The organism is Prosthecobacter vanneervenii, from assembly GCF_014203095.1.
In the GTDB taxonomy this organism is placed as follows: Bacteria; Verrucomicrobiota; Verrucomicrobiia; order Verrucomicrobiales; family Verrucomicrobiaceae; genus Prosthecobacter; species Prosthecobacter vanneervenii.
The window spans coordinates 403,986-424,799 of record NZ_JACHIG010000002.1 but is presented as its reverse complement, the minus strand read 5'-3'; the positions used below and the strand labels follow the sequence as shown (position 1 = coordinate 424,799).

The 20,814-nt window shown below is 61.5% G+C and carries 12 protein-coding genes; 8 read left to right on the top strand and 4 right to left on the bottom strand.

From position 1 onward, the window contains the following. The first annotated feature begins 139 nt into the window (after positions 1 to 139). The 3 genes from HNQ65_RS06960 to HNQ65_RS06950 are packed head-to-tail and all read left to right on the top strand — an operon-like array spanning position 140 to position 3,771. Complete coding sequence (locus HNQ65_RS06960) at positions 140 to 1,414, top strand: OmpA family protein (protein ID WP_184338781.1); 1,275 nt, start codon at positions 140 to 142, stop codon at positions 1,412 to 1,414. A gap of 9 nt (positions 1,415 to 1,423) precedes the next feature. Beyond that, positions 1,424 to 2,386 (top strand): hypothetical protein, encoded by a 963-nt coding sequence (locus HNQ65_RS06955; protein WP_184338780.1) that lies wholly within the window; start codon positions 1,424 to 1,426, stop codon positions 2,384 to 2,386. Between the two features lie 59 nt (positions 2,387 to 2,445). Beyond that, positions 2,446 to 3,771, top strand: coding sequence for an outer membrane protein assembly factor BamB family protein (locus HNQ65_RS06950; protein ID WP_184338779.1), 1,326 nt, complete (start codon positions 2,446 to 2,448; stop codon positions 3,769 to 3,771). A 12-nt stretch (positions 3,772 to 3,783) separates the two neighbouring features. On the opposite strand, the gene HNQ65_RS06945 is transcribed toward HNQ65_RS06950, so the two are convergent. The 3 genes from HNQ65_RS06945 to HNQ65_RS06935 form a co-directional block, all read right to left on the bottom strand. After that, positions 3,784 to 8,697, bottom strand: a complete 4,914-nt coding sequence (locus HNQ65_RS06945) for a hypothetical protein (protein ID WP_184338778.1) — start codon at positions 8,695 to 8,697, stop codon at positions 3,784 to 3,786. Positions 8,698 to 9,001: 304 nt separating this feature from the next. Then, positions 9,002 to 11,545 (bottom strand): ATP-dependent helicase HrpB, encoded by a 2,544-nt coding sequence (gene hrpB / locus HNQ65_RS06940; protein ID WP_184338777.1) that lies wholly within the window; start codon positions 11,543 to 11,545, stop codon positions 9,002 to 9,004. A gap of 62 nt (positions 11,546 to 11,607) precedes the next feature. After that, positions 11,608 to 12,903 (bottom strand): alginate export family protein, encoded by a 1,296-nt coding sequence (locus tag HNQ65_RS06935; protein ID WP_184338776.1) that lies wholly within the window; start codon positions 12,901 to 12,903, stop codon positions 11,608 to 11,610. Positions 12,904 to 13,084: 181 nt separating this feature from the next. Here HNQ65_RS06935 and HNQ65_RS06930 point away from each other — a divergent pair, with 181 nt between their 5' ends. From HNQ65_RS06930 to HNQ65_RS06920, 3 genes are all read left to right on the top strand, one after another. Next, complete coding sequence (locus tag HNQ65_RS06930) at positions 13,085 to 14,335, top strand: NAD(P)/FAD-dependent oxidoreductase (RefSeq protein ID WP_184338775.1); 1,251 nt, start codon at positions 13,085 to 13,087, stop codon at positions 14,333 to 14,335. Between the two features lie 38 nt (positions 14,336 to 14,373). Further along, the gene (locus tag HNQ65_RS06925) at positions 14,374 to 15,825 is read left to right on the top strand and encodes a cation:proton antiporter domain-containing protein (RefSeq protein ID WP_184338774.1); all 1,452 of its coding nucleotides are present in this window, start codon (positions 14,374 to 14,376) and stop codon (positions 15,823 to 15,825) included. 138 nt (positions 15,826 to 15,963) lie between these two features. Then, positions 15,964 to 16,431, top strand: a complete 468-nt coding sequence (locus HNQ65_RS06920) for a hypothetical protein (protein ID WP_184338773.1) — start codon at positions 15,964 to 15,966, stop codon at positions 16,429 to 16,431. Between the two features lie 12 nt (positions 16,432 to 16,443). On the opposite strand, the gene HNQ65_RS06915 is transcribed toward HNQ65_RS06920, so the two are convergent. Next, positions 16,444 to 17,739: a cation:proton antiporter gene (locus HNQ65_RS06915; protein WP_184338772.1), complete on the bottom strand. Its 1,296-nt coding sequence runs from the start codon at positions 17,737 to 17,739 to the stop codon at positions 16,444 to 16,446. 92 nt (positions 17,740 to 17,831) lie between these two features. Here HNQ65_RS06915 and HNQ65_RS06910 point away from each other — a divergent pair, with 92 nt between their 5' ends. Continuing rightward, on the top strand, positions 17,832 to 18,725 hold the full coding sequence (locus HNQ65_RS06910) for a LysR family transcriptional regulator (protein ID WP_184338771.1): 894 nt from the start codon (positions 17,832 to 17,834) through the stop codon (positions 18,723 to 18,725). Between the two features lie 132 nt (positions 18,726 to 18,857). Next, entirely contained in the window at positions 18,858 to 20,639 is a 1,782-nt protein-coding gene (locus tag HNQ65_RS06905) for a glycine--tRNA ligase (RefSeq protein WP_184338770.1), read from the top strand. The last annotated feature ends 175 nt before the right edge of the window (positions 20,640 to 20,814 follow it).

Genomic DNA, 20,814 nt, shown 5'->3' with positions numbered 1-20,814 from the left:
TGATTTTGGGGTTAAGTAATTGGGGTACAGTTAGTCCTTGCCTCGCCGTCCGCGTACTTTTAACGGTACCGCAGGTCAGCGGGGCCGCGGATTATCGGTTCCGCGTCCGCTGTGTCAATTGCCACTCCGCCACTCTTTCATGCGTCTGAAACTGCTGCTTTTCATGCTCATCCTGCTGCCCATGGCCACAGGAGTGCATGCCTGGCTCTTCTGCCGGGACAATCTGCCGGTGCTGACGCAGGTGGCGATGGAGAGGCTGAAAGCCGCCGGGGTACGAGATCCGGTGGTGGAGCTGCGCTTCTTTGATCTGGCGGTGTCTGGAGAGGCTCCCGACCCTGCGGCAAGGCAACGGGCTCTGGCCTCCATGCGCACCCTGGTGCCCCTGCGGCTGAGGCCTGGTGCTGAGCACATCGTGGTGCGTGCCAGCTTGAGTGGCAGGCTGGAGGGCGGCACGCTGCACCTCAGCGGCTGGTTTCCGCAGGGGGACGAGATCAAAAAACTGAGCCGTCTGCTGGCGGATCTGCGTCCGGACCTGAAGCTGGACACGAAGGAGTTGCACACCTCCGCCGAAGTGAGCTGGCCGGAGGGCGTGAAGCTGCCGCTGACCACCACAGGCCCAATGCTGAAACCGCTCATTGACACCCTGCGTGTGCCTGCAGAGCTGCACATTCGCGCTACGGAAGAGGCCATCGTCCTCAGCGGCTTGCTGCCGGACATCACGCTAAAGGCAGAGCTGGTGGCCGCACTGGCGGAGGCCGCCGCAGGCCGTGTGGTGGACCCCGCTGGGCTCAAGGCCAGTCCCCACGTGCTTCCTGCCTCATTTGCCAAGCCACACGAGCTGGCGGCTTTTGTGGGCGGCTACTTTAGAGTGCCCGGTCCGCGCTCCTTTGACATCCTGAGCGATGGCATCCCTCACCTGCGAGGCACGGCCACGCGCCAGCTGGAGAGCGTGTGGCTGGCACTGCTGCGGCCGGTGACGGGGGCTGCCAAGGTGGACGTGCAGTTCACGCTCGTGCCCTCGGTGTATCATTTCCCAGGTTATCATCCTCTATCAAAGATCTCTCCGGAGGCGCTGAAGCCATTGCGTGAGAGCCTGCATGCCAGCACCATCTTGTTTGATGCAGGATCGGCCAGCCTCCCGCCGCAGGAGCAGACCAAGCTGGCGCTGCTGGCGCCTGCGCTGCTGGCCGCTGGTCCGGCACTGGGGCTGGTGATTGGTGCACATCCGGACCCGGGAGCTCCGCTGGCTGCTGAGAAAGCCCTGGGGCAGGCGCGTGCTGAGGCCGTGCTCTCTTTTATGGTGCAGCAGGGCGTGCCGGCGGCTGACATCAGTGCCACCGTTTTTGACTCCGTGCCTGCAGGCTCCCCCTCCGCACCTGCCAGTCCGCGCAGTGTGGAACTCCTCGTCAAATAACCCCAGATCATGAAATTTGATTTCGAATCCCTCACCGCCGAGCCGCTGATCTACATGCTCATGCACAGCGGCATTTTCGTTTGCGTGCTGGGGGGCATCTTCTTCATCGTGGGTCTGCTCTTTGGCTATGCCACATGGGGGCGCTACAAGCGGCAGACAAGGGCGCTGCTCAAAGAGGCTGAGGCCATGAAAGGAGAGATCGCCGATCTGAAGCGCAAGATCGCCGACCACACAGTGAAATCCGGACAGGTCATCGCCATGGCCACGGAAACCATTCATATGCCCAAGAAAGAGGCGGCTGCCGCTTCGGCTCCGCAGGCTGCTCCATCGGCCCCTCTGGCACCGCCTTCATTGGTGGAATCTCCCGCACCTGCCAAGGTCAATCTCATCCGGCCCAAGACAGCGCTGAAGCCAGAACCGCCAGCCACGGTGGAGGACTCGACTGTGGCAGCAGATGCTTCATCATCAGAAGGGCCTGCTAAAGCCAATCCATGGGTGGTGTCCCAGCCGAAAGAGAAGGACATCTCGCCGCTGGCGGCCATCATTGCCACTCACCCACATGCGCAGGGCCAAACAGCCCCTGCGGAGACGAATGCCATCGCCATTCTGAGCGAGCTCTCAGTGGCACCGCTTCCCGAAATCGAAATTCATGCTGAGCCGGAGATCGCCAGGCAGGAGCCGCAGACCCAAACCGAGCCGGAAATCAAACCAGAGGAGGACCCTATGCTGGGGCTCATTTACAAAACCCGGCCTGAAAAAGTCGATGATCTCACCAAGCTCCAAGGCATCGCACAGGTGCTGCAGCAGCGACTCAATGAATACGGCGTCTATACCTACGCGCAGATCGCCGCCTGGAATGAAGAGAATATCCGCGAGTTCTCCAGCAAGCTGGCCTTCAAGGACCGCATCCAACGCGAGCACTGGGTGGAGCAGGCTGCCAAACTGGCCGCTGGCGGCAAGAAGGCCGCGTGAGAGACGGCCGAGCGCTGAACGGCTGCAACTGATGCCTGTGATGAGTGTTGAAGCTCCGCATGAGCACGCGCCTTTCTGTCCTTCTTCTGCTTTCCACATCGTTCACCCTCGGCGCCGCGGACTGGCCGCGCTTTCGCGGGCCCAATGGCAGCGGCATCGCGCCCGATGATAAACCGGTGCCGGTGGAATGGAGCGCTACGAAGAACCTCAAGTGGAAGACCGACCTGCCCGGCCCCGGTTCATCGAGCCCCATCGTCGTGGGAGACCGCATCTTCGTCACCTGCTGGAGCGGCTACGCCACCGATGGCCCGCAGTCGGCGGGAGACATCACGGCTTTGAAGCGTCACCTCATCTGCGTGGAGCGTGCCACGGGCAAGATCCTCTGGGACCGCTCTGTGGCTGCGAAGCAACCGGAGGAGCGCTACGGTGGCATGTTTGCGCAGAACGGCTACGCCAGCCACACGCCCGTCTCAGATGGGAAGAGCGTCTTCGCCTTCTTCGGCAAATCCGGTGTGCACGCCTTTGACCTCGAAGGCAATGCCCGCTGGCAGGCGGATGTGGGTGATTGGGACGACCGCCGCGGCTGGGGCAGCGCCTCCAGCCCCGTGCTGCATGGAGACGTGCTCATCGTGCCCGCGCTCGTGGAGAGCCAGGCGATGTATGGCTTTGATAAAATCACTGGCAAGCAGCTCTGGAAAGCTCCCTCTGAAGGTTTCGCCGGCACCTGGGGCACGCCTGTTCTCGCCGGAGCGGATCTGGCCATCGCCGTCCCTGGCGAAGTCTGGGGCTTTAATCCCGACACCGGCAAGTTGCGCTGGTACGCCACCGGCCTGCAGAGCGACTCCGTGTGCAATAGCGTCGTGACTGATGGCAGCGCCGTCTTTGCCATGAGCGAGCGCGGCGGTGGCTCCGTGGCCATCAAGGCCGGCGGCAAAGGAGACGTCAGCGCCACCAACACCCTTTGGACCGGCCCCAACGGCTCACGCATCGCCACCCCCGTGCTCTATGATGGTCGCCTCTACTGGATCAGCGGCTCCATCGCCACCTGCCGTGATGCCAAGACCGGCTCCGAGATCTACAATGAACGCATCGAATCCACCGGCGGAACTTCTCAGCAGGGCGGCAATCAGGGCTTTGGCGGCGGCGGCGGACGTCGCGGTGGTGGCGGAGGAGGCGACTATGCCTCTCCCGTCGTTTCCAACGGCCACCTCTACCACGTCAGCCGTCGCGGCGAAGTCCTCGTCGTCAAACTCGGTCCCAAATTCGAACTCATCTCCCGCAACACCATCGAAGGCGACACCTCCGACCACAGCGCCACTCCGGCGATCAGCAACGGGCAGTTGTTTCTGCGCTCGGCGAAGACGCTGTATTGCATCGGGGAGTGAGGTGAGCGACGTTCAACTGCCGACAGTTTTTCCCATCAGTTCCGTCAGTCTTGCGAGCACGGCACGCCGTCTAGCCTGCAAAGTCAGACTGAGCAGTTTTTCCGCTTCCTCAGGTGTGGCGGAGAGCGGAGGCATAGGGGCCGCCTGATGATCGCGTCCCAGGGTTAAAACGCGGATGATGCTGTTGACCGGCTCCTTCACTTTTTCGGGATTGAGCTTGGACGACTGGTCATGCAGCAGCGCCTCCATCAGTTCTGCGGCAAGGACGTGGTGTGGATTTTCATAGGACTCCACCGCCCTGTGTGCAAACTCACGCAGCAGGGAGTAGTCATTCGGCGCATCGCTGGCCAGCTCGCGTGCCACTGCGAGCACTTCATCGATCTTGTCCACAAAGTGCAGCCGGTAGGCCGCCCAGGTGGGGAACAACAGCCGCCGCAGTTGCGGCAGCGGCTTCGAGGCCTGCCAATATTGATCCATCAGCGCACGGCGCGCACGATTCAGCGTCAGTTGTTCCGCCGTGTACAGCTCCTTCAAGTCCAACGGGCATTCCCACAAGGCCCAGAGATGGTGACGATCATTCCCTGGCGGTATTGCCCCCGCGATGATCTTGGTCAGCCCATCCGAATCCAGGTTTCTGTAGGGAAGTGGCGAAGGTTTGCCATAGATGGCGTCAAGCATCTGCAACCCCAGCTCTGCCAAACGCAGCCGCGGGCCACTGCTGACCCGTGATTCAAATTGACTTAGCTCGTGGAGGTAATCAAAAGTTAGCTCCGGTTTTTCAGCCAGACCCTGTTTGATGGAATCCACCAGCGCAGCGGCATCCGGCTGCTGGTCCGCCACATAAGCCATCAGCAGATAGTGCAGCGTCTCGCCTAACCATTCCGGATGTTTTAGGGACAGTTTGCAAAATTCCACGAAGAGTTTTTTCCGTGCCGCCATTTCATTGGCGCTGGCAGGATTGGCCGCCGCGTTCGGATTGGGATCGGAATGGTTAAAAGGTTCCAGTTCAGGATACAGCTCGGGGGACACGATGCCCCCTGCTTCGTTTTTAACCGCATCCGCCAGCAGCGCAAAGGTGCTGGACACAGTCCAGCCTCTGGAACCCTCCTTGGGAGTCAGGATGCTGGGTTGCTGCCTGGCCAGCCGCACCACCGCACCGGCCAGCTTCAGCCGTTGGTCGCAGTCCGTCGTGGCCTGCGCTGTTTTCAGCATCGTGTAAAGGTTGCGATAGGCTTCGGCGGGAGGCTGTGTTTTTAAAGCTTCCACCAGATTATCGGGGTCGCCGCTGGGGGATCGCAGTCGCGCTCCGGCAATGACCGCCTTCAGCGTTGAGTTGTCTGTCTCAAGTTCAAGCGCCTCAGTCGCCCAGGCAATCGCCTGCTCCCAGTCCTCGCAGGCTTCCGCCGCCTGCACCGCTTGTACGAGCCGCCGCCACGTGGGAGCCTTGCCCGGATCGGCCGCAGCCAGCACGCTCTTGGCCAGACCTTTCGGTACGATGATCCGCTGCCATCGCTCAAGCTGACCCCTGTACCCATCTTTATCGAAGAACCGCCTGTCTGCCTCATTCCGCAGGAGACGTACCAAGACCTCCACCGTTGCTGCGGTGGGAGTGGCTTGCTGGTGCTCCACCACCCACACGACATCATCGCTGAATGGCAGGTCATTGGCTTGGTTCAAGGACTGTTGCAGCAGATTAAAATACGCGTTGTTCTCTCCATTCCAGATATGCTCCAGGAATTCAGCCTTCTTGTTGGGCTTGTCACGCAGGGTGTCCGCTTCAGCCAGAAGCCCCAGCCCCCGCAGGATTTCTGCCCAAGGCGCGCGTTGACCGTTCGGAATTTTTTGCAGCCGGGGGAGTAGCTCTGCCGCCACTGCTTGCAGCCGTTTCACGTGGGCCGCAGGAGGTGGTGCTGGCGGCTTCTCGGTCATGCCTTCACGCCTTTCACCCCGATAAGTGCCGGCCATCAGGTATATGATTTGCGCCAGCTGCCGTTCCTCAGGTTTCTTTTGCACTTGCATTCGTGCATGCAGCAGGTCCAGCGCACGTGGCAGGTCTTGCTCCGCCGTGGCCAGCCCGGCGGCCGCCTGCAACGCATCACCATTCTCTGGCTGGGCCTTTAGCCAGACAGGCACCATCTTCTTCGCAGCGGATTCATCGCCGCCGGCCAGCTGCCACTGAATTTTGAAGAGCCAGTCCTGAATCTTCGCACCAGCAGCCAGGAAGGAGGCTGTCTCTTCCGCTTTGATAAGCTCCTTTTCTGGGGCCATGCGGAGATAGTATTGGAGTTCTCCGCTGAGACGGTTCGGAAATTCCTTCAAGACAAACGGAGATGCCAGCGTGCTCTCGATCCACTTCTCCGCAGGAAAGGGATCTTCCCACAACGGTTCACGTGCTCTGGACGCCAGCGCAGCATCGGCCTCCCGCGCTGCTGTTTCCCATTCACCCAGCCACAGGGCGCACTGCAGCATCTCCCGGTGCATGCGTGCCAGGCGTGTAATATCCGTGACTTTTTGTGACAGCGCATTCAGCTCCTTGATCAACTGCTGCGCCACCTTGCGCCGCACCTCCAGCGGTATCTGTCCTAGATCCATTGCCATCTGAGAGATCAAAGAGGCAGCGTTGTCCGGCTTGCCGCGTGCCAGGGCCGCCGCCACCGCATCCAGCGCGGCAGGGTTCTGCGGCGCGAGGCGACAGGCCAGCAGCGCGGCCTTCAGCGCTGTAGGCACATGGGTCTCCAAGTTGACTTGTGAAGCTCTCAAGGCCAGTTCCGAACTGACAGGCCCCAGCGGTTCGCGTCTGGTGGCCATTTGCACCCATAGCGTTCCCACCCAGGGCAGATCCAGATGCTGTTCGAGCCATGCCGGATCCAGCGCCAGCCTTGCCTCGTCGCTTTTCTCCTGGAGCATCCTGCCCGCCACCAGGAGTTCCGGCATCGGCAGTCTCGCCATTCGAGCCCTCTCCGCCCATGCTTGCCGCTGCGCTTCGGGCAGCTCTGCCATCAGGATAAACAAATGAGCCATGCCCCATGCTGCCGCATACTGGACCCTCGGCGGCGTCACCGGGTTGAAATAGCTTGTGCCATAGTAGCCATTTTTTTCCTGCTCTTGCTGGTCGGTCCATGGCCGCAGCCCCAGATCTTCCCGTTGTGCGTTGATGACGGCCCGCTGCATTTGCTCCCATTTCTCCTGGAGATAATTGCCTGAGTCTTCAGTGGGGGCACTCATCATGCCCAATTCTTCGAACCGTCCGTATCCCTGCGTTGACGTGATTTCCTGCTCAAATCCGCCCATCTCCAGGAACACCTCAGCTGCCTTATCAGGCTCGCCCGCGCCTCTCAGCGCCAGTCCGTGCAGCGCTGCCAGCCGGTAGTCTGCGGGAAACCGCTGCCGTTGCGCCGCCAAAAAATCCACCGCATCCGCCCACTCACGCCACGCCATCAGCCCGAGGCTCAGTGTCTCCGCCATGGTCGCGTCCAGGGCTTCATCGCCCGCCATGGTAAAAATCGTTTTTGTAGCCGCATGCAGCCGCCCTTGGAACAGATCGATGACCGCCGTCTCCAGGTGTGCCACTTTTCGCAAGTGGGGAGTCGTCAACCCGTCCATCAGGTGCAGTGCCTCTTCGACCGCTCCATTACGCCAAAGCGCTTTGGCCAGATCAAACTTCGTTCCTTCGTTTTCAGGAGCGAGCCGCGCCGCCTCAAGCAATGACGGCGGGTAGTATCTGTTTTGAGACTGCGTCAGTGCCTCCCAGTATTCGATATTTTCACCCATGCGCCACCGCACGGAGTGCCACCACCCCGCCGCGACATCACTAATGGGCGCCATCCTCATGCCAGTGTGTATTTGCTTCAGAGCGAGCTGCCGCCACCATGCCCGCCGCGCGGTGCTGTCCGCACATGCAAAATGCGTTCGCAGGATCACCTGCTGCATCTCCGCCTGCTTCCACTTGCGGTCGTATGAGCAGAAGCGTTCGATCAGTTGCAATGCCGCCGCGTGGTCCTGTGGATTCGCCTTCCATAGTTCGAGCAGTTTTTTCAAGCGGGCCTCCGGGGCCAGTTTCTTCACTTCCGCCTGCCATGCTGGAGCTGCCGCTTGTATTCCGCTGTCTTCCACTTTGCTCACCGCCGCCATTCTCGGGCGTTCGATCAGCTGCGGTTCGCGCCAGTCTTTCTCCTCCCAGTCAGAGATCAGCTTCCTCGCCCCTGCGTCTTCATTCAGCAGGCTCAGCACTTTTTGCGCGGTGTCGGTGGCACCGGCTGCCCGCAGGCAGATCGCCATGCGGCGCACCACAGCAGGCCGGTCTTTGAACTGCCCGGCCAGCTCTTCCTCTTTCGGTATGCCTTCCTTGGATGGGTTGCGGCGCCCTTGTTGCAGCGCACGTGTGAGTCGGCCCAGCAGTTGCCATTCTTCCTCTGAATTTGGCTTGCTTTCCACCAGGCCTTGCAGCGCTTCCTTTGCGGCCTCTAAGTTCTTCTCCTGTTGTATTTCGCTGTCGAGCACCACCAGCCGCCAGGCCAGCTTGGATGGTGCATCTTTTGCCTGACTCAGGGCTTCTTTGGCACTGCGCGTCGTCTCAGGTGAGAAACCTCTGGCCGGTGGTAGCCGTGCTAGCAGCAGCTTGAGTTCCGTATCGTCGGGTCTTTTCTCCACCATGCGCTGTGGCAGTGTCAGCAGGGCTGCCTGCGCTTGCTGACCGCTCTCGGTGGCCATGCTGTGCAGCAGCCAAACGGCCTCCTGCACGCAGTGCATGTCAGCCTTGGCTGCATCCATCTCCTCCAGCACCTTCACCGCTTCATCAAACTGGCGCTGATGAGCCAGTGCATGCGCCAGTCCCAGTTGTATTAGCGCCGTGACGTTCTGCGGGCTGGCGCAGGCTTTTTTCCACGCCGCCAGCGCTTGCGTCGGGCGCAGCAGATGCTCCTCCACACAAGCCACAGCCATCCATTCGGGCGCACTGAGCTGCTTCGCCCCCTCAGTGGCATCCAGCGCCTCCAGCGCCTCCTTCAGGCGGTCAAAGCCTTCCTCATCCAGCCACGGCGTAAGCGCCTTTGACATCACCTCCGGCCTGCCTTCACCTGAGGCAATGTTGGAAAGGGTCTCGGACAAATCCTGCCCTCGCAGCCAGCAACATGTCAGCCAGACAAAGCCTAGGGCGAGTGAGCGCATTTTTTCGATCATTTCAGAATTAAACCCTGATGGGCATAAGTCTGCCAAGGATTCAATTTAAAAACTAACGCCACTCATGCTTCGGATAACGCCCTCTCAACTGCGCTTTCACCGCCGGGTATCCCTCGCGCCAAAATCTTCCAATATCTCCCGTCGTCTGAATCGGTCTTTGCGCGGGTGACAGCAGATGTACGGTGACGCTGATGCGGCCTGCTGCGACCTTGGGGTTTTCGTTCACATCATACATGTGCTGCAGCACGGCGCTCACGCTCGGCGGCTGCTTTTCGTCATAGACGATGCGCGCGGTCTTGCCGTTCTTGAGCGGGTAGCGTTCGGGGGCGTATTTGTCGAGCAGCTCGCGCTGGCTGTGGCTGAGCCACTGGTGCAGGGCGGGGAAGATGTCGCGGTCTTTGAGCTGGCGGTAGGCGATGCAGCCGGTGCACACCTGCTCAATAATAAGATGGCGGTCCTCCTCGCCGATGGCCGGGATTTCGAGGTCGGGCATCCATTTGGAGAGGCAGTTCACACGGGTGATCCACTGCTCCACCTTCTCGTTCCAGTTGGTGAGTTGCAGTCGGCCCGCGATGACCTCCGCAGCGAGCAGGCTGGCGGCGGTGGATTCATCGGGCTCGCCGCGCTCGCGGCTGCTGAGCACGAGGCTGCGGAAGCGGACTTCTTCAAGGTTCATCACACGGCGGTTCACGGCGTCATAAGCCGCGCGGTTGCCGGTGGTGAAGTCTTCGGGGAAGAGTTCGCGCAGCCACTCCTCTTCAATGCGGGTGCAGTTGTTGAGCTGCACGGTGAGCGCCTTGCCCTGCACCTCCACGATCTCAGAGGCGACGATGAGGCGCGGCGGGCGGATGTGTGCGTCCTTGCCAAGGTGGCCGCTGTAGCCTCCGGCCAGACGGTAGATGCGGCTGCCGGTGCTGGTCTCCACGCCGAGGTGATCGCTGAAGGCGGCGAGCAGTGTGCGGGCGAGTGCAGTGGGATCTGCCACCTCGTCATTGATGGGCAGGCCGGAGCGTTTGGCGAGCTGCAGGAACTGATCGGCGCTGCGTGCGGCCTCGCGCGAGGCGGTGGCGTGGATGCCGTAGCGGGCACAGTCGTCAGGGTTGAAGTTCATGGCCTCGGCGCGGATGAAGGCGCGCAGGATGGCCTGAAATTCGGTGATGTCGTCATGTTCCCAGAGGTCTTCGTTTTTGTGCGAGGCGTTGTTTTTGCCCACGAGCAAAATGTCACGCCCCTGTGCGGCGGCGGCGCAGAGTGTGGCTTCGCGCAGACAGCCAAACTGCGCGGCGGCGAGCAGCATGCGGGAGAAGCGCGGGTGCAGCGGGAAGCGGCTCATCTGCTTTCCAAGAGCAGTAATGCGGCCTTCGTGATCGAGCGCGCCGAGATCGTGCAGCAGGTTCTCGGCACGGGATTGCGAGGCAGGCGTGGGCGGCTCGAACCAGTCGAAAGGCTCGCGTGAGAGCACGCGCAGGGCCAGCAATGCCTCGCTCAAATCGAGGCGTTGCACCTCCGGCAGTTCGCTTTCAGGCCGGAGCAGGTGCTCGCGCTGTGTCCACAAGCGTATGGCGATGCCGGGGCCGAGACGGCCAGCACGTCCCGCGCGCTGCTCGGCGGAGGCGCGGCTGATCTTCTGCACGGTCAGCGTATTGATGCCACGGCGCGGATCATACGAGGCGGTGCGGGCCAGCCCACCATCCACCACGGCGCGCACGCCTTCGATGGTGAGGGAGGTTTCTGCGACGTTGGTGCTGACGATGATTTTCGGCTGCTCGCCGGGTGTGACGGCGGCGTCCTGATCCTGTGGCGTTAGCTCACCATGCAGCGGCACCACGCGGCGGCCCCGGGCAAAGCTGCGCCCCTGGATTGCGGCGATGGTCTTCCTAATTTCATGACCACCCGGCATGAAGACGAGCATGTCTCCGCTGAAGCCGGGGGAGTTTGCGAGGTCTTCGCAGGCGCGTGCGGCCTGATCCCAGATCGGCTCCGGGTAGCCAGTCTTGAGCTGGAGCGGGGCCTGATAGTGCACTTCCACAGGGAAGGTGCGGCCTTCGGATTCGAGCAGCTTGGACGGCTGCATGAAATCCACCAACGGCCCTGGCACCAGCGTGGCGGACATGACGATGATCTTCAAATCCGGTCGGCGTGTGCGCTGAAGCTGGCGTGCAAAGGCGAGCACGAGATCGCCATCCAGATGCCGCTCGTGGAATTCGTCGATGACGATGCAGCCCACGCGCTCGAGCTGCGGGTCCTCCAGCATCTGCCGCAGCATCACGCCCTCGGTCACATAGCTCAGGCGCGTCTCCTTGCTGGTGATGTTTTCAAACCGCACCTGATAGCCCACCTCGCCGCCGAGTCGGGCATTGCGCTCCCGCGCCACGCGCTGGGCCAGCATGCGTGCGGCGATGCGGCGCGGCTGCAGCACGATGCAGCGTTTTCCCTCCGCCAGCAGGCCGGAGTCCAGCACGAACTGGGGGATCTGAGTGGACTTGCCGGAGCCCGTGGGGGCTTTGATCAGCAGATTGGGCAGCGCCGGGTCAAGCAGAGCGGCGGTGAAGGTCTGGCGGAGTTCAAAGATGGGAAGCGTGGCTGGGCTGGACATGGACTGCCATGTGTTGGCCCATGATTGCCATCAAATACACGAAAAAATGATCCTGCTGGCGCTCAATAGTTCAGCGTCAGCATGCAGTAGCCAAAGTCGGCGTCGTCGCTGGGGCCGGTGGCGGCGAGGTAGGCACCGGCAAAGAAGTGGGAGTAGCCGAGGAGGAGATCGAGGTGCGGGGTCAGCTTGGTGCTCACGGTCAGGTCCAGTTCGCATCCGGCGTGGCTGTTCGCATTGGGGCTGATCGGGCGCACAGTGGTGGTGCCGTTGGCGCGATACCAAGCATCTCCGGTGGTGGTCAGCCAGAAGGAGTGAAAGTCCAGCGTGGTTTTGGTCTTGGGGGTGGGATTGGCCGCCAGGCGCAGCGCCAGGTTCTGCATGTTCTGCCAGGAGAAGAGATCCATGAAGCCGTAAGGCGGGTGGTTGGTGGGAAAGAGGTTCTGGAAGGTGTGGGCGTGGCCGTCGTTGGGATTGCTGTCGCCGCTGCCTGCGCTGTACTCGATGGCGAGGCGTGGCTTCCACGGGCTTTTAAGCCAGTTGTAGCCGCCTTCCAGATGGTAGGCGTAGGCGGTGAGTGATTTGCCGCTGAGCTGCCCCACCTGGCCCACGAGTTCCACGGTGTAGTCCCAGCCGCGCAGCTTGGTGGGGTCCCCTTTGTGGCGGGTGCCGAAGGTGACGAAATTGGACGTGCCGGCGGTGTTTTCCTCGTGCAGGTGAAAGGCGTACAGGTCCGTGGTCTGGAACGGGATGGCCTTGCTGCTGAAGTAGAGGCCGCTGAAAAACTGGTTCCGTGAGGCGGAGTTGTTGATCCAGTCGGACACATTGAACTGCGAGCGGCGGATGCGCACCACGCTGGAGGTGAAGGCGTCCAGCCACCACGTTTGCGCCTGGTAGTGCAACTTCACGGCGTCAAAGGTGCGGCTGAAGTTCTGCCACTCCAGCGGGCCGACGAGGCGCTCGTCTCCATACATCAGCACCTGGCGGCCAGCCTTCACACTCAGCCCGGTGGGCTTGCCGATTTCGATGCTGGCCAGTCGGAGGTCAAAGCTGTCGTCTCCCTCCGCGCCGTTTTGCAGCGGGACGTTCGGCCGCTTGGAGAAGGCCTCACGCGTGTCCTGCCCCTGCAGGGCGATGCGTACCCACTCATCCGGCTGCCACTCCACCCCGAGGCGCACGCGGGCCAGCACAAAGGTGTCGTCCGTGACGGAATTTTTGGCAGAGTTGAAATCGAAAGTGTTGTTGCGTGACTCGGCGCGAGTGCGGGCCTGGAAGTTCCACTTGAGCTGGTCGGCGATGCCCTCGCCACGAGTCGGTGGGGCCAGAAGAAGCAAGGCGGGCAGGAGCAGGGCTGAGCGCATGAGCTCCATTTTTTCCGCATGGAATGCAATAACGGAAATAGACTTTCGGCATGGCTTTGATGCTGGATGGTTATGATGGTGGAATCATGCCGAAGTGGCATCAAGGCGATAGCGAGATGAGATTTTCGTTAGGCGCGGCGGCGGCTTATCCGTGCAAGCCCTGGAGAGGGGCTTTCTTCTCATGAACTACGACGCGCTTATCATCGGTGCCGGGCCTGCTGGGTCCAGCGCAGCCGCCATCCTGGCTGAATACGGCCACAAAGTGCTCATCCTCGAACGTGAAAAATTTCCGCGCTACCACATCGGCGAGTCGCTCATTCCCTTCACCTACGGGCCGCTGGAGCGGCTGGGCATGATCCCGAAGATGAAGAAGTCCCACTTTGTGAAGAAGTACAGCGTGGCCTTTGTGCAGCCGAGCGGCAAGGCCTCACAGCCCTTCTATTTCTTCAACCGCTATGACCGCGAAAGCGTGGCGCAGACGTGGCAGGTGCTGCGCTCGGAGTTTGACCAGATGCTGCTGGACAATGCGCGTGAAAAAGGCGCTGAGGTGCTGGAGGAGATGACGGTGCTGGAGCTGATCAAGGAAGACGGCCGCGTGGCTGGCGCACGTGCCAGGGACAAGGACGGCAACGTCTCCGAATACCGCGCCAAGATCACGCTGGACTGCACGGGCAAGGAGGCATTTACCGCCACGCGCAACGGCTGGCGCATGCGCGATCCCTACCTCAACAAGGTCGCCGTGTGGACGTACTACAAGGGCTCCACCCGCGAGCCCGGCATCGACGAAGGCCAGACGATGGTCGCTTACATTCCTGACAAAGGCTGGTTCTGGCACATCCCGCAGCACGATGACATGGTGAGCGTGGGCGTGGTGGCGGAGGGCAAGTATCTCACGCGTGGTGGTGTGAAGGACCCAAAGGAAATCTTCAACCGCGAGGTGGAGGAGAACCAGTGGATCAAAGACCACCTGGGCACGGGCGTTTCGAATGGTGAATACCGCATCACCAGCGAGTACTCGCACCATGCCCGGCATTGCGCCTGTCCGGGGCTGCTGCTGGTGGGGGACTCCTTTGCATTTCTCGATCCCGTCTTCAGCAGCGGCGTGATGCTGGCGCTGAAGTGCGGCGTGCTCTCCGGCGAGGCCGTGCACCAGGGCATCCTGGAAGACGATCTCTCCCCGGCGCGCTTCACCGCGTATGGCGAGACGATCCGCCAAGGCGTGGAAAACATGCGCAAGCTGGTCTATGCCTTCTACAATCCGGACTTCTCCTTCCGCGAAGTGATCAAGCGCTTCCCGGATGCCGGAGGTGCCATCACCGACTGCCTCTCCGGCGATGTGAACAAGGACTTCAGCGTGCTCTGGAGCCAGATTCGTGAGTTTGTGCCACTGCCTGACGACCTGCCCTACGGAGAGCCGCTGCTGGCGGCGTGAGTGTTTTCTCATGACTTAATCTTCAAGCCATCGCCTCCATGAAACGCAGCGCTCTGTTTTATCTCGTCACGCTTTCTGTCATCGGTGCCGGTATTCTGCTGGTGCTGCACCTCGGAGCAGGGCTGCCTGCGCCTCAAGGTGCAGTGATGGCCAAGGCTGCTGCGCCACATGCTGGCATGGCTGCTTCGCGTTCAGCGGTAGCCGCAGTGCTCTCGGGGCTGGGGGCGAATGTGAATGATCCGTTGAGCCATCTCTTTGTGCAGTTGCTCGTCATCATCATAGCCTCGCGGTTGGCGGGCATGCTGTTTGTGCGCTGCGGTCAGCCTGCGGTGGTGGGGGAGATGGCGGCGGGCATTTTGCTGGGGCCGTCTCTTTTTGGCTGGCTGGCGCCGGACGCGTTTCAGTTTGTGTTTCCCGCCACCTCTCTGGGCGTGCTCAAGCTGCTAAGCCAGATCGGCGTTTGTCTCTTCATGTTTGTGGTGGGCATGGAGGTGGACATGGGGCACGTGCGGAAAAAGGCGGAGGCCGCCGTGATCGTGAGTCACGCGAGCATTGTGCTGCCCTACTTTCTCGGCGTGGTGCTGGCGTATTTTCTCTATACGGATCTCGCGCAGCCAGGCACGAGCTTCATGGCCTTTGCGCTTTTCATGGGCATCTCCATGAGCATCACGGCCTTTCCGGTGCTGGCGCGCATTTTGCAGGAGCGCGGGCTGAGCCGCACCTTTCTCGGCAGCACTGCCATCACCTGCGCGGCGGTGGATGACGTCACGGCATGGAGCATCCTGGCCTTTGTGGTGGCCATAGCACGCGCCACCAGCGTGGGAGCCTCTGCGCTGAACCTTTTGCTCGTGCTGGCCTTCATCGCCATCATGATCAAGGGCGTGCGGCTGCTGCTGCCGCGTTGGATCGGCAGGGATGGAATGGAAAGCGAGGCACCCTCTCGCGGTGTGCTGGCCACGGTCATTTGTGTGGTGGTGGGCGCGGCGCTGGCCACGGAGGTCATTGGCATCCACGCGCTGTTTGGCGCATTCCTGGCGGGGGCCATCATGCCGGAGGCGGGCGGCTTCCGGCACAAGCTGAGCGTGCGGGTGGAAAATTTCAGCTCCGTGCTGCTGCTGCCGCTGTTCTTTGCCTTCACCGGGCTGCGCACGCAGATCGGTCTGCTCAATGATGTGCAGGGCTGGGCGCTGTGCCTGGGCATCATCGCCGTGGCCACGGTGGGCAAGCTGGGCGGCAGCGCCATCGCCGCGCGCTGGACGGGCATGAGCTGGAGCGAGTCCCTGCAGCTCGGCGCGCTGATGAACACACGCGGGCTCATGGAGCTGATCGCGCTGAACATCGGCTACGATCTCGGCATCCTTTCACCGCGCATCTTTGCCATGCTGGTGATCATGGCGCTGGCCACCACCATGCTCACGGGGCCGCTGCTCACGCTCTTCACCCGCCGGCAGGCGGAGCTGGATGGGGCTTCTGCACCCGCGTCTGCCTGAGATCATCCTGCGGGCGGTCAGCAAATTCATTCATGCATGGAATGAATATTTGGCCGGTACGGCGGGCGTGAGGCGCTTGGTCTGCGCGGCGGAAAATGATTGAATGCGGGTATCTTCAAACAAGCCGCATGCATTCTTATGGAAGCCCTTCTCTTTGATCTCCGTGTTCCTGCTCCGTCGGAGACAGCTTTACTGAATGCCTCGGGCCTTGAGGACTATCTGCACCAGCACACGCTTTCAGCCGATGATCTGCGGGATCACCTGCGCCTGTTTGAGCGGCACTGCGAGCGGCTGGATCAGACCCTCACGCAGGAGCAGGAGGAGAAGCACTTCGCCAGGTTTTGCAGCCTGATACAAGAGTCTTTGCTGAACGCCGGCTCTTTCAGCGAGTGCAGTCTTGATGAAGCAGACTTCACACTGCATGGCGGCAGGGAGCCTTCTCATGTGCTGCGGGTGAGATCCGGTGTGCCGGTGAGTCCAGAACTTGCTGTCAGCACCATTTCCGCCTGCTTGATCATGAAATCTGACTACGCCGTGATCTTTGACAGTCGCCACGGTCGCTCGGTGCTTTTCGGAAATGGCGACTTTGTCCTGGAGGAGGATTGAAGTCGCCGCTGCCTACATGCTCAGCTGTGGCTCGCCGTCCGGTTCGGGCTCGGGCTTGTAAGTGCCGGATCCGACGAGGCGCTCAAAGATAGGGGAGGCCATCAGAGTGGTGACGACGGCCATGATCACGAGCGTGGCAAAGAGCCCCTCCGAGATGATGCCGCGCTGCAGGCCGATGTTGATGATGATCAGCTCCATCAGGCCGCGGGCATTCATCAGGATGCCGATGCCCATGGCCTCGCGGCTAGAGATGCCCGTGGCGCGTGCGGCCAGGGTGCAGGCTAGCCATTTCCCCAGTACCGCAGCAGCCAGTACGGCCAGACACATGCCCCAGAGATACCAGGTGTTGAGCAGGCCGATCTTGGTGTTGAGGCCGGAGTAGGTGAAGAAGAGCGGCAGCAGCAGCGCCACGGCCAGAGGCTGGATGCGGGCGCAAAGATCCCTTACCATGATGCCGCGAGGCATGACTGCGCCCATGATGAAGGCACCAAAGACGGCGTGCAGGCCGATCATGTCCGTGAACCACGCACCGAGAGACATCATGGCCAGACCGATGACGAGCCCGGCGTCGCTGAGCTTGTCTTTTTCAATGAGCAGGGAAGAGAGGCGTGCCAGCAGCGGCCGGATGATGAAGAGCGCCACGGTGACAAAGCCTGCCGCTCCGCCGATATTGTAAAGAGCGTGGCCGATGTTGTTCTCAAAGCTGGCGAGCACCACGGCCAGGAGGATCCAGGCGGTGGCATCATCGATGGCACCCGCACCGATGGCCACGGTGCCCATGGTGGTGCCAGCCAGTCCTTTAAAGTGGATGATACGCGCCAGCATGGGGAAGGCGGTGATGCACATGGAGGCCCCGAGGAAGAGCATGGCCTCGGTGAGGGAGGTCTTCTTGGGGAAGAGTTCCGTGTGGTGGTAGAGCACCCAGGCCAGGCCTGCACCGAGCAGGAAAGGGGTGACCATGCCCGCAATGGAGACGGCCACGCTGCTTTTCAGGCGCTTGCTCACGATGTCCATCCGGAACTCCATGCCGACGATGAACATGTACAGCGCCAGCCCGAGCTGCGAAGCGGGGAAGAGGTAGCAGGAGGTGTCGCGGAGCTTCTGCGTTTTGTCCCAGGGAAAGAGCCACTGCTGCCACTCCGGGGCCAGCATGCCAAAGAGAGAGGGCCCCAGCAGCACGCCGGTGATCATCTCCGCCACGACCTGAGGCTGGCCAAAGCGTGCCGCGATGGCACCCACCACACGGCAGGCGAGCAGGATGACGGCGATCTGGAGGAAAAACTGGACGGCGAGGGAGACGTTGTTCATTTCGGCAGCTTATAGATGGATCAGGCGCATCAGTAACGAAAATAGACTTTTGATATACCTTTGATGCCCATTCGGTATAGAATGACCACATCATGGAACTGCGACATTTGAAATATTTCCAGGCCGTGGCGGAGGAGCTGAGCTTCTCCCGTGCGGCGCGACGTCTGCGCATCGCCCAGCCGGCACTGAGCCGCGCTGTGCAGGAACTGGAGCGTGAGCTGGGCGCACAGCTCATCGAGCGCGAGCGTCGCTCCCCGCGCCTGACTCCTGCGGGAAATGTGCTGCTGCATGAGATCGGGCTTATCCTGGAGCGGCTGGACGAGTCCCTGCGCCGTGTGCACCGCACCGCCAAAGGCGAGGAGGGTGAGCTAAGGCTGGGCTACATCGGCCCGCCCACCCGTCCGTTTCTCGCGCGTCTGCTCAAAGAATACGGCAGGCGTTATCCGCGCGTCACTGTCATCCTGGAAGAGCGCACTCCGGAGCGTGTGTGGGAGATGGTTTCCAAGGGGCGTCTCTCCGTGGGGCTGACACGTCCTGTGCTGGCGCATGAGGCTCTGGGATTGCAGACGCTGCTTCTTCGGGAGGAGAAATTTTGCGCCGCCGTGCCGCTGGATCATCCCTGGGCCAAGCTGACCTCGCTCCCCTGGAAGAAGCTGGCCGGAGAGCCGCTCATCATCCTGGCACGGCGTGAGGGCGCGGGCTCTCACGATGCCATTCAGGCTGCGTGCCAGGCGTCTGGTTTTGTGCCGCGTGTGAAGCACATGCCCAGCCTCATCGGCACGGTGCTGCAATACGTGGAATCGGGCGCCGGTGTGGGCGTGGTGCCGGAGAGCACGGCCAACAAAAACTTGGCGCTCATTCCGCTGAAACCCCAGCAGACCATTCCGCTGGTGATGGTGTGGGCCAAGGAAGGCGAGGACCCCGCCGTGGCGGCCTTTCGTGGACTGGTGCGCGAGTGGCTGAAGGATGGCAAGCTGTGGGAGTAGTGCGGAGCAGGGGCTCAAGCCCACCCGAAATGCGTTGCGCAGAGGGCCTGCTGGTGCTCCTTTCGCGCCCCTATCTCGCCGGTGGCAGTCCAGCCATTCGGCACATCCCATACCCTCAATCGACCACCTATCATGTCCACCGACGCCAAGAACTCTATCGCGCAAATGGAGAAGATCGTTTCCCTCTGCAAGCGCCGCGGCTTCATCTATCAAAGCAGCGAGATCTACGGCGGCTGCGGCGGCGTGTGGGACTACGGCCCCCTGGGTGCCGAGCTGAAGCGCAACCTGCGCACCGCTTGGTGGAACACCATGACCCGCGAGCGCGAGGATGTGTTGGGCCTGGATGCCAGCATCCTCATGAATCCCGCCATCTGGAAGGCCAGCGGCCATGTGGACACCTTTGCCGATCTCATGCGCGAGTGCTCGCTGACCAACAAGCGCGTGCGTGCCGACCATGTGGAGCCGCAGGACGGCGTGGTCATGAAGTACAGCGGTGCCACCTCACCCACCGGCTGGCGCTGGGACCGCACCGTCTCCGCCCTGCTGAAAAACGGCGAGCACATCGAGAGCTTCCGCAAGCGCATCCGCGCCCTCATCGCGCAGAACGCCGGTGAAGCCGCAGGCAAGCCCGAGGAGATCGAACTGCTCAATGAAGAGAAGATCGACGCCGTGAATGGCAGCGTGGACTTCCACCCCGAAACCGGCGGTGCTCTCGGTGAGGCCCGTCCCTTCAATCTCATGCTCAAGACCTACCTCGGCCCCACAGCCACCGAGGCGGACGTGACCTACCTGCGCCCTGAAACTGCGCAGGCCATCTTTGCGCAGTTCAAAAACGTGTATGACTCCAGCCGTGTGAAGGTGCCCTTCGGCATCGGCCAGATCGGCAAGGCCTTCCGAAATGAGGTGACGCCGAAGAACTTCACCTTCCGCAGCCGCGAGTTTGAGCAGATGGAGCTCGAATTCTTCATCAAGCCCGACGAAGCCGTGGAGATCATCTCCGGCGAAGTCATGGCCTGGAGCGAAGGCGCGGACCTCAGCGAGCCCAAGCCCAACTGGGGCTGGCAGATGTGGCACCGCTACTGGGTGGATCAGCGCACCAAGTTCTACGAAGGCATCGGCCTCGGTGACGTGCTGGAGTACTACTGGCAGACGCCCGCAGACCTGGCCCATTACGCCCGCGCCTGCGTGGACATTCTGTGCGAATTCCCCTTCGGCACCGAAGAACTCGAAGGCATCGCCGCCCGTGGTGACTTCGATCTCTCCCAGCACCAGAAGCACAGCACCAAGTCTCTCGAAGTCTTCGACGAAGAGCTCAAGACCGCCGCGGCCAAGCTCACGCCGGAGCAGAAGGAGGCTCTTATCCAGAAGAAGCTTCAGTCGCTTCCGCAGGCCATGCAAATCGACACAGACGTCGTGACTCAGTGGCGTACATGGTTCGAGCGCCTCTTCAAAGGCAACTACGTGCCCCACGTCATCGAGCCTTCCGCCGGTCTGGATCGCATGGCGCTGGCTGTCATCGCCAAGGCCTTCTCCGAAACCGAGAAGGTTGATGAGAAGGGCAAGAAGGAGGTCATCACCGTCCTGCGCCTGCATCCGCGCGTGGCTCCGGTGAAGGTAGGTGTCTTCCCGCTGCTGAAGAACAAGCCCGAGCTCGTGGCCAAGGCCCGTGAAGTCTATGCACTGCTCAAGAAGCACATGAACTGCTTCTACGACGAGACCGCCTCCATCGGTCGCCGTTACGCCCGTCAGGACGAAGCCGGCACTCCGTTTGGCGTGACGATCGACTTCGAAACCTGCGGCGAAAAAGGCCCCGAACTCGCCGACACCGTCACCCTGCGCCACCGCGACAGCGGCGAGCAGGAGCGTGTGAAGATCAGCGATCTCCTCGGCAAGCTGCTGCCGCTGGTGTCGTAAGCATAGACCTGTGCTGAATGTTCAATCTGGAGAGGGATCGCTGAGATCCCTCTCTTTTTTTTGCATCTCGCGGCAGAGCGACTGGCTACGAGGCTAGGCGTTTAATTTATGCTTAAGCATGAATGCGGGCTTGCCTTTGCGATGGGGAATCGGCGACATTTGCGGGCATAAATCC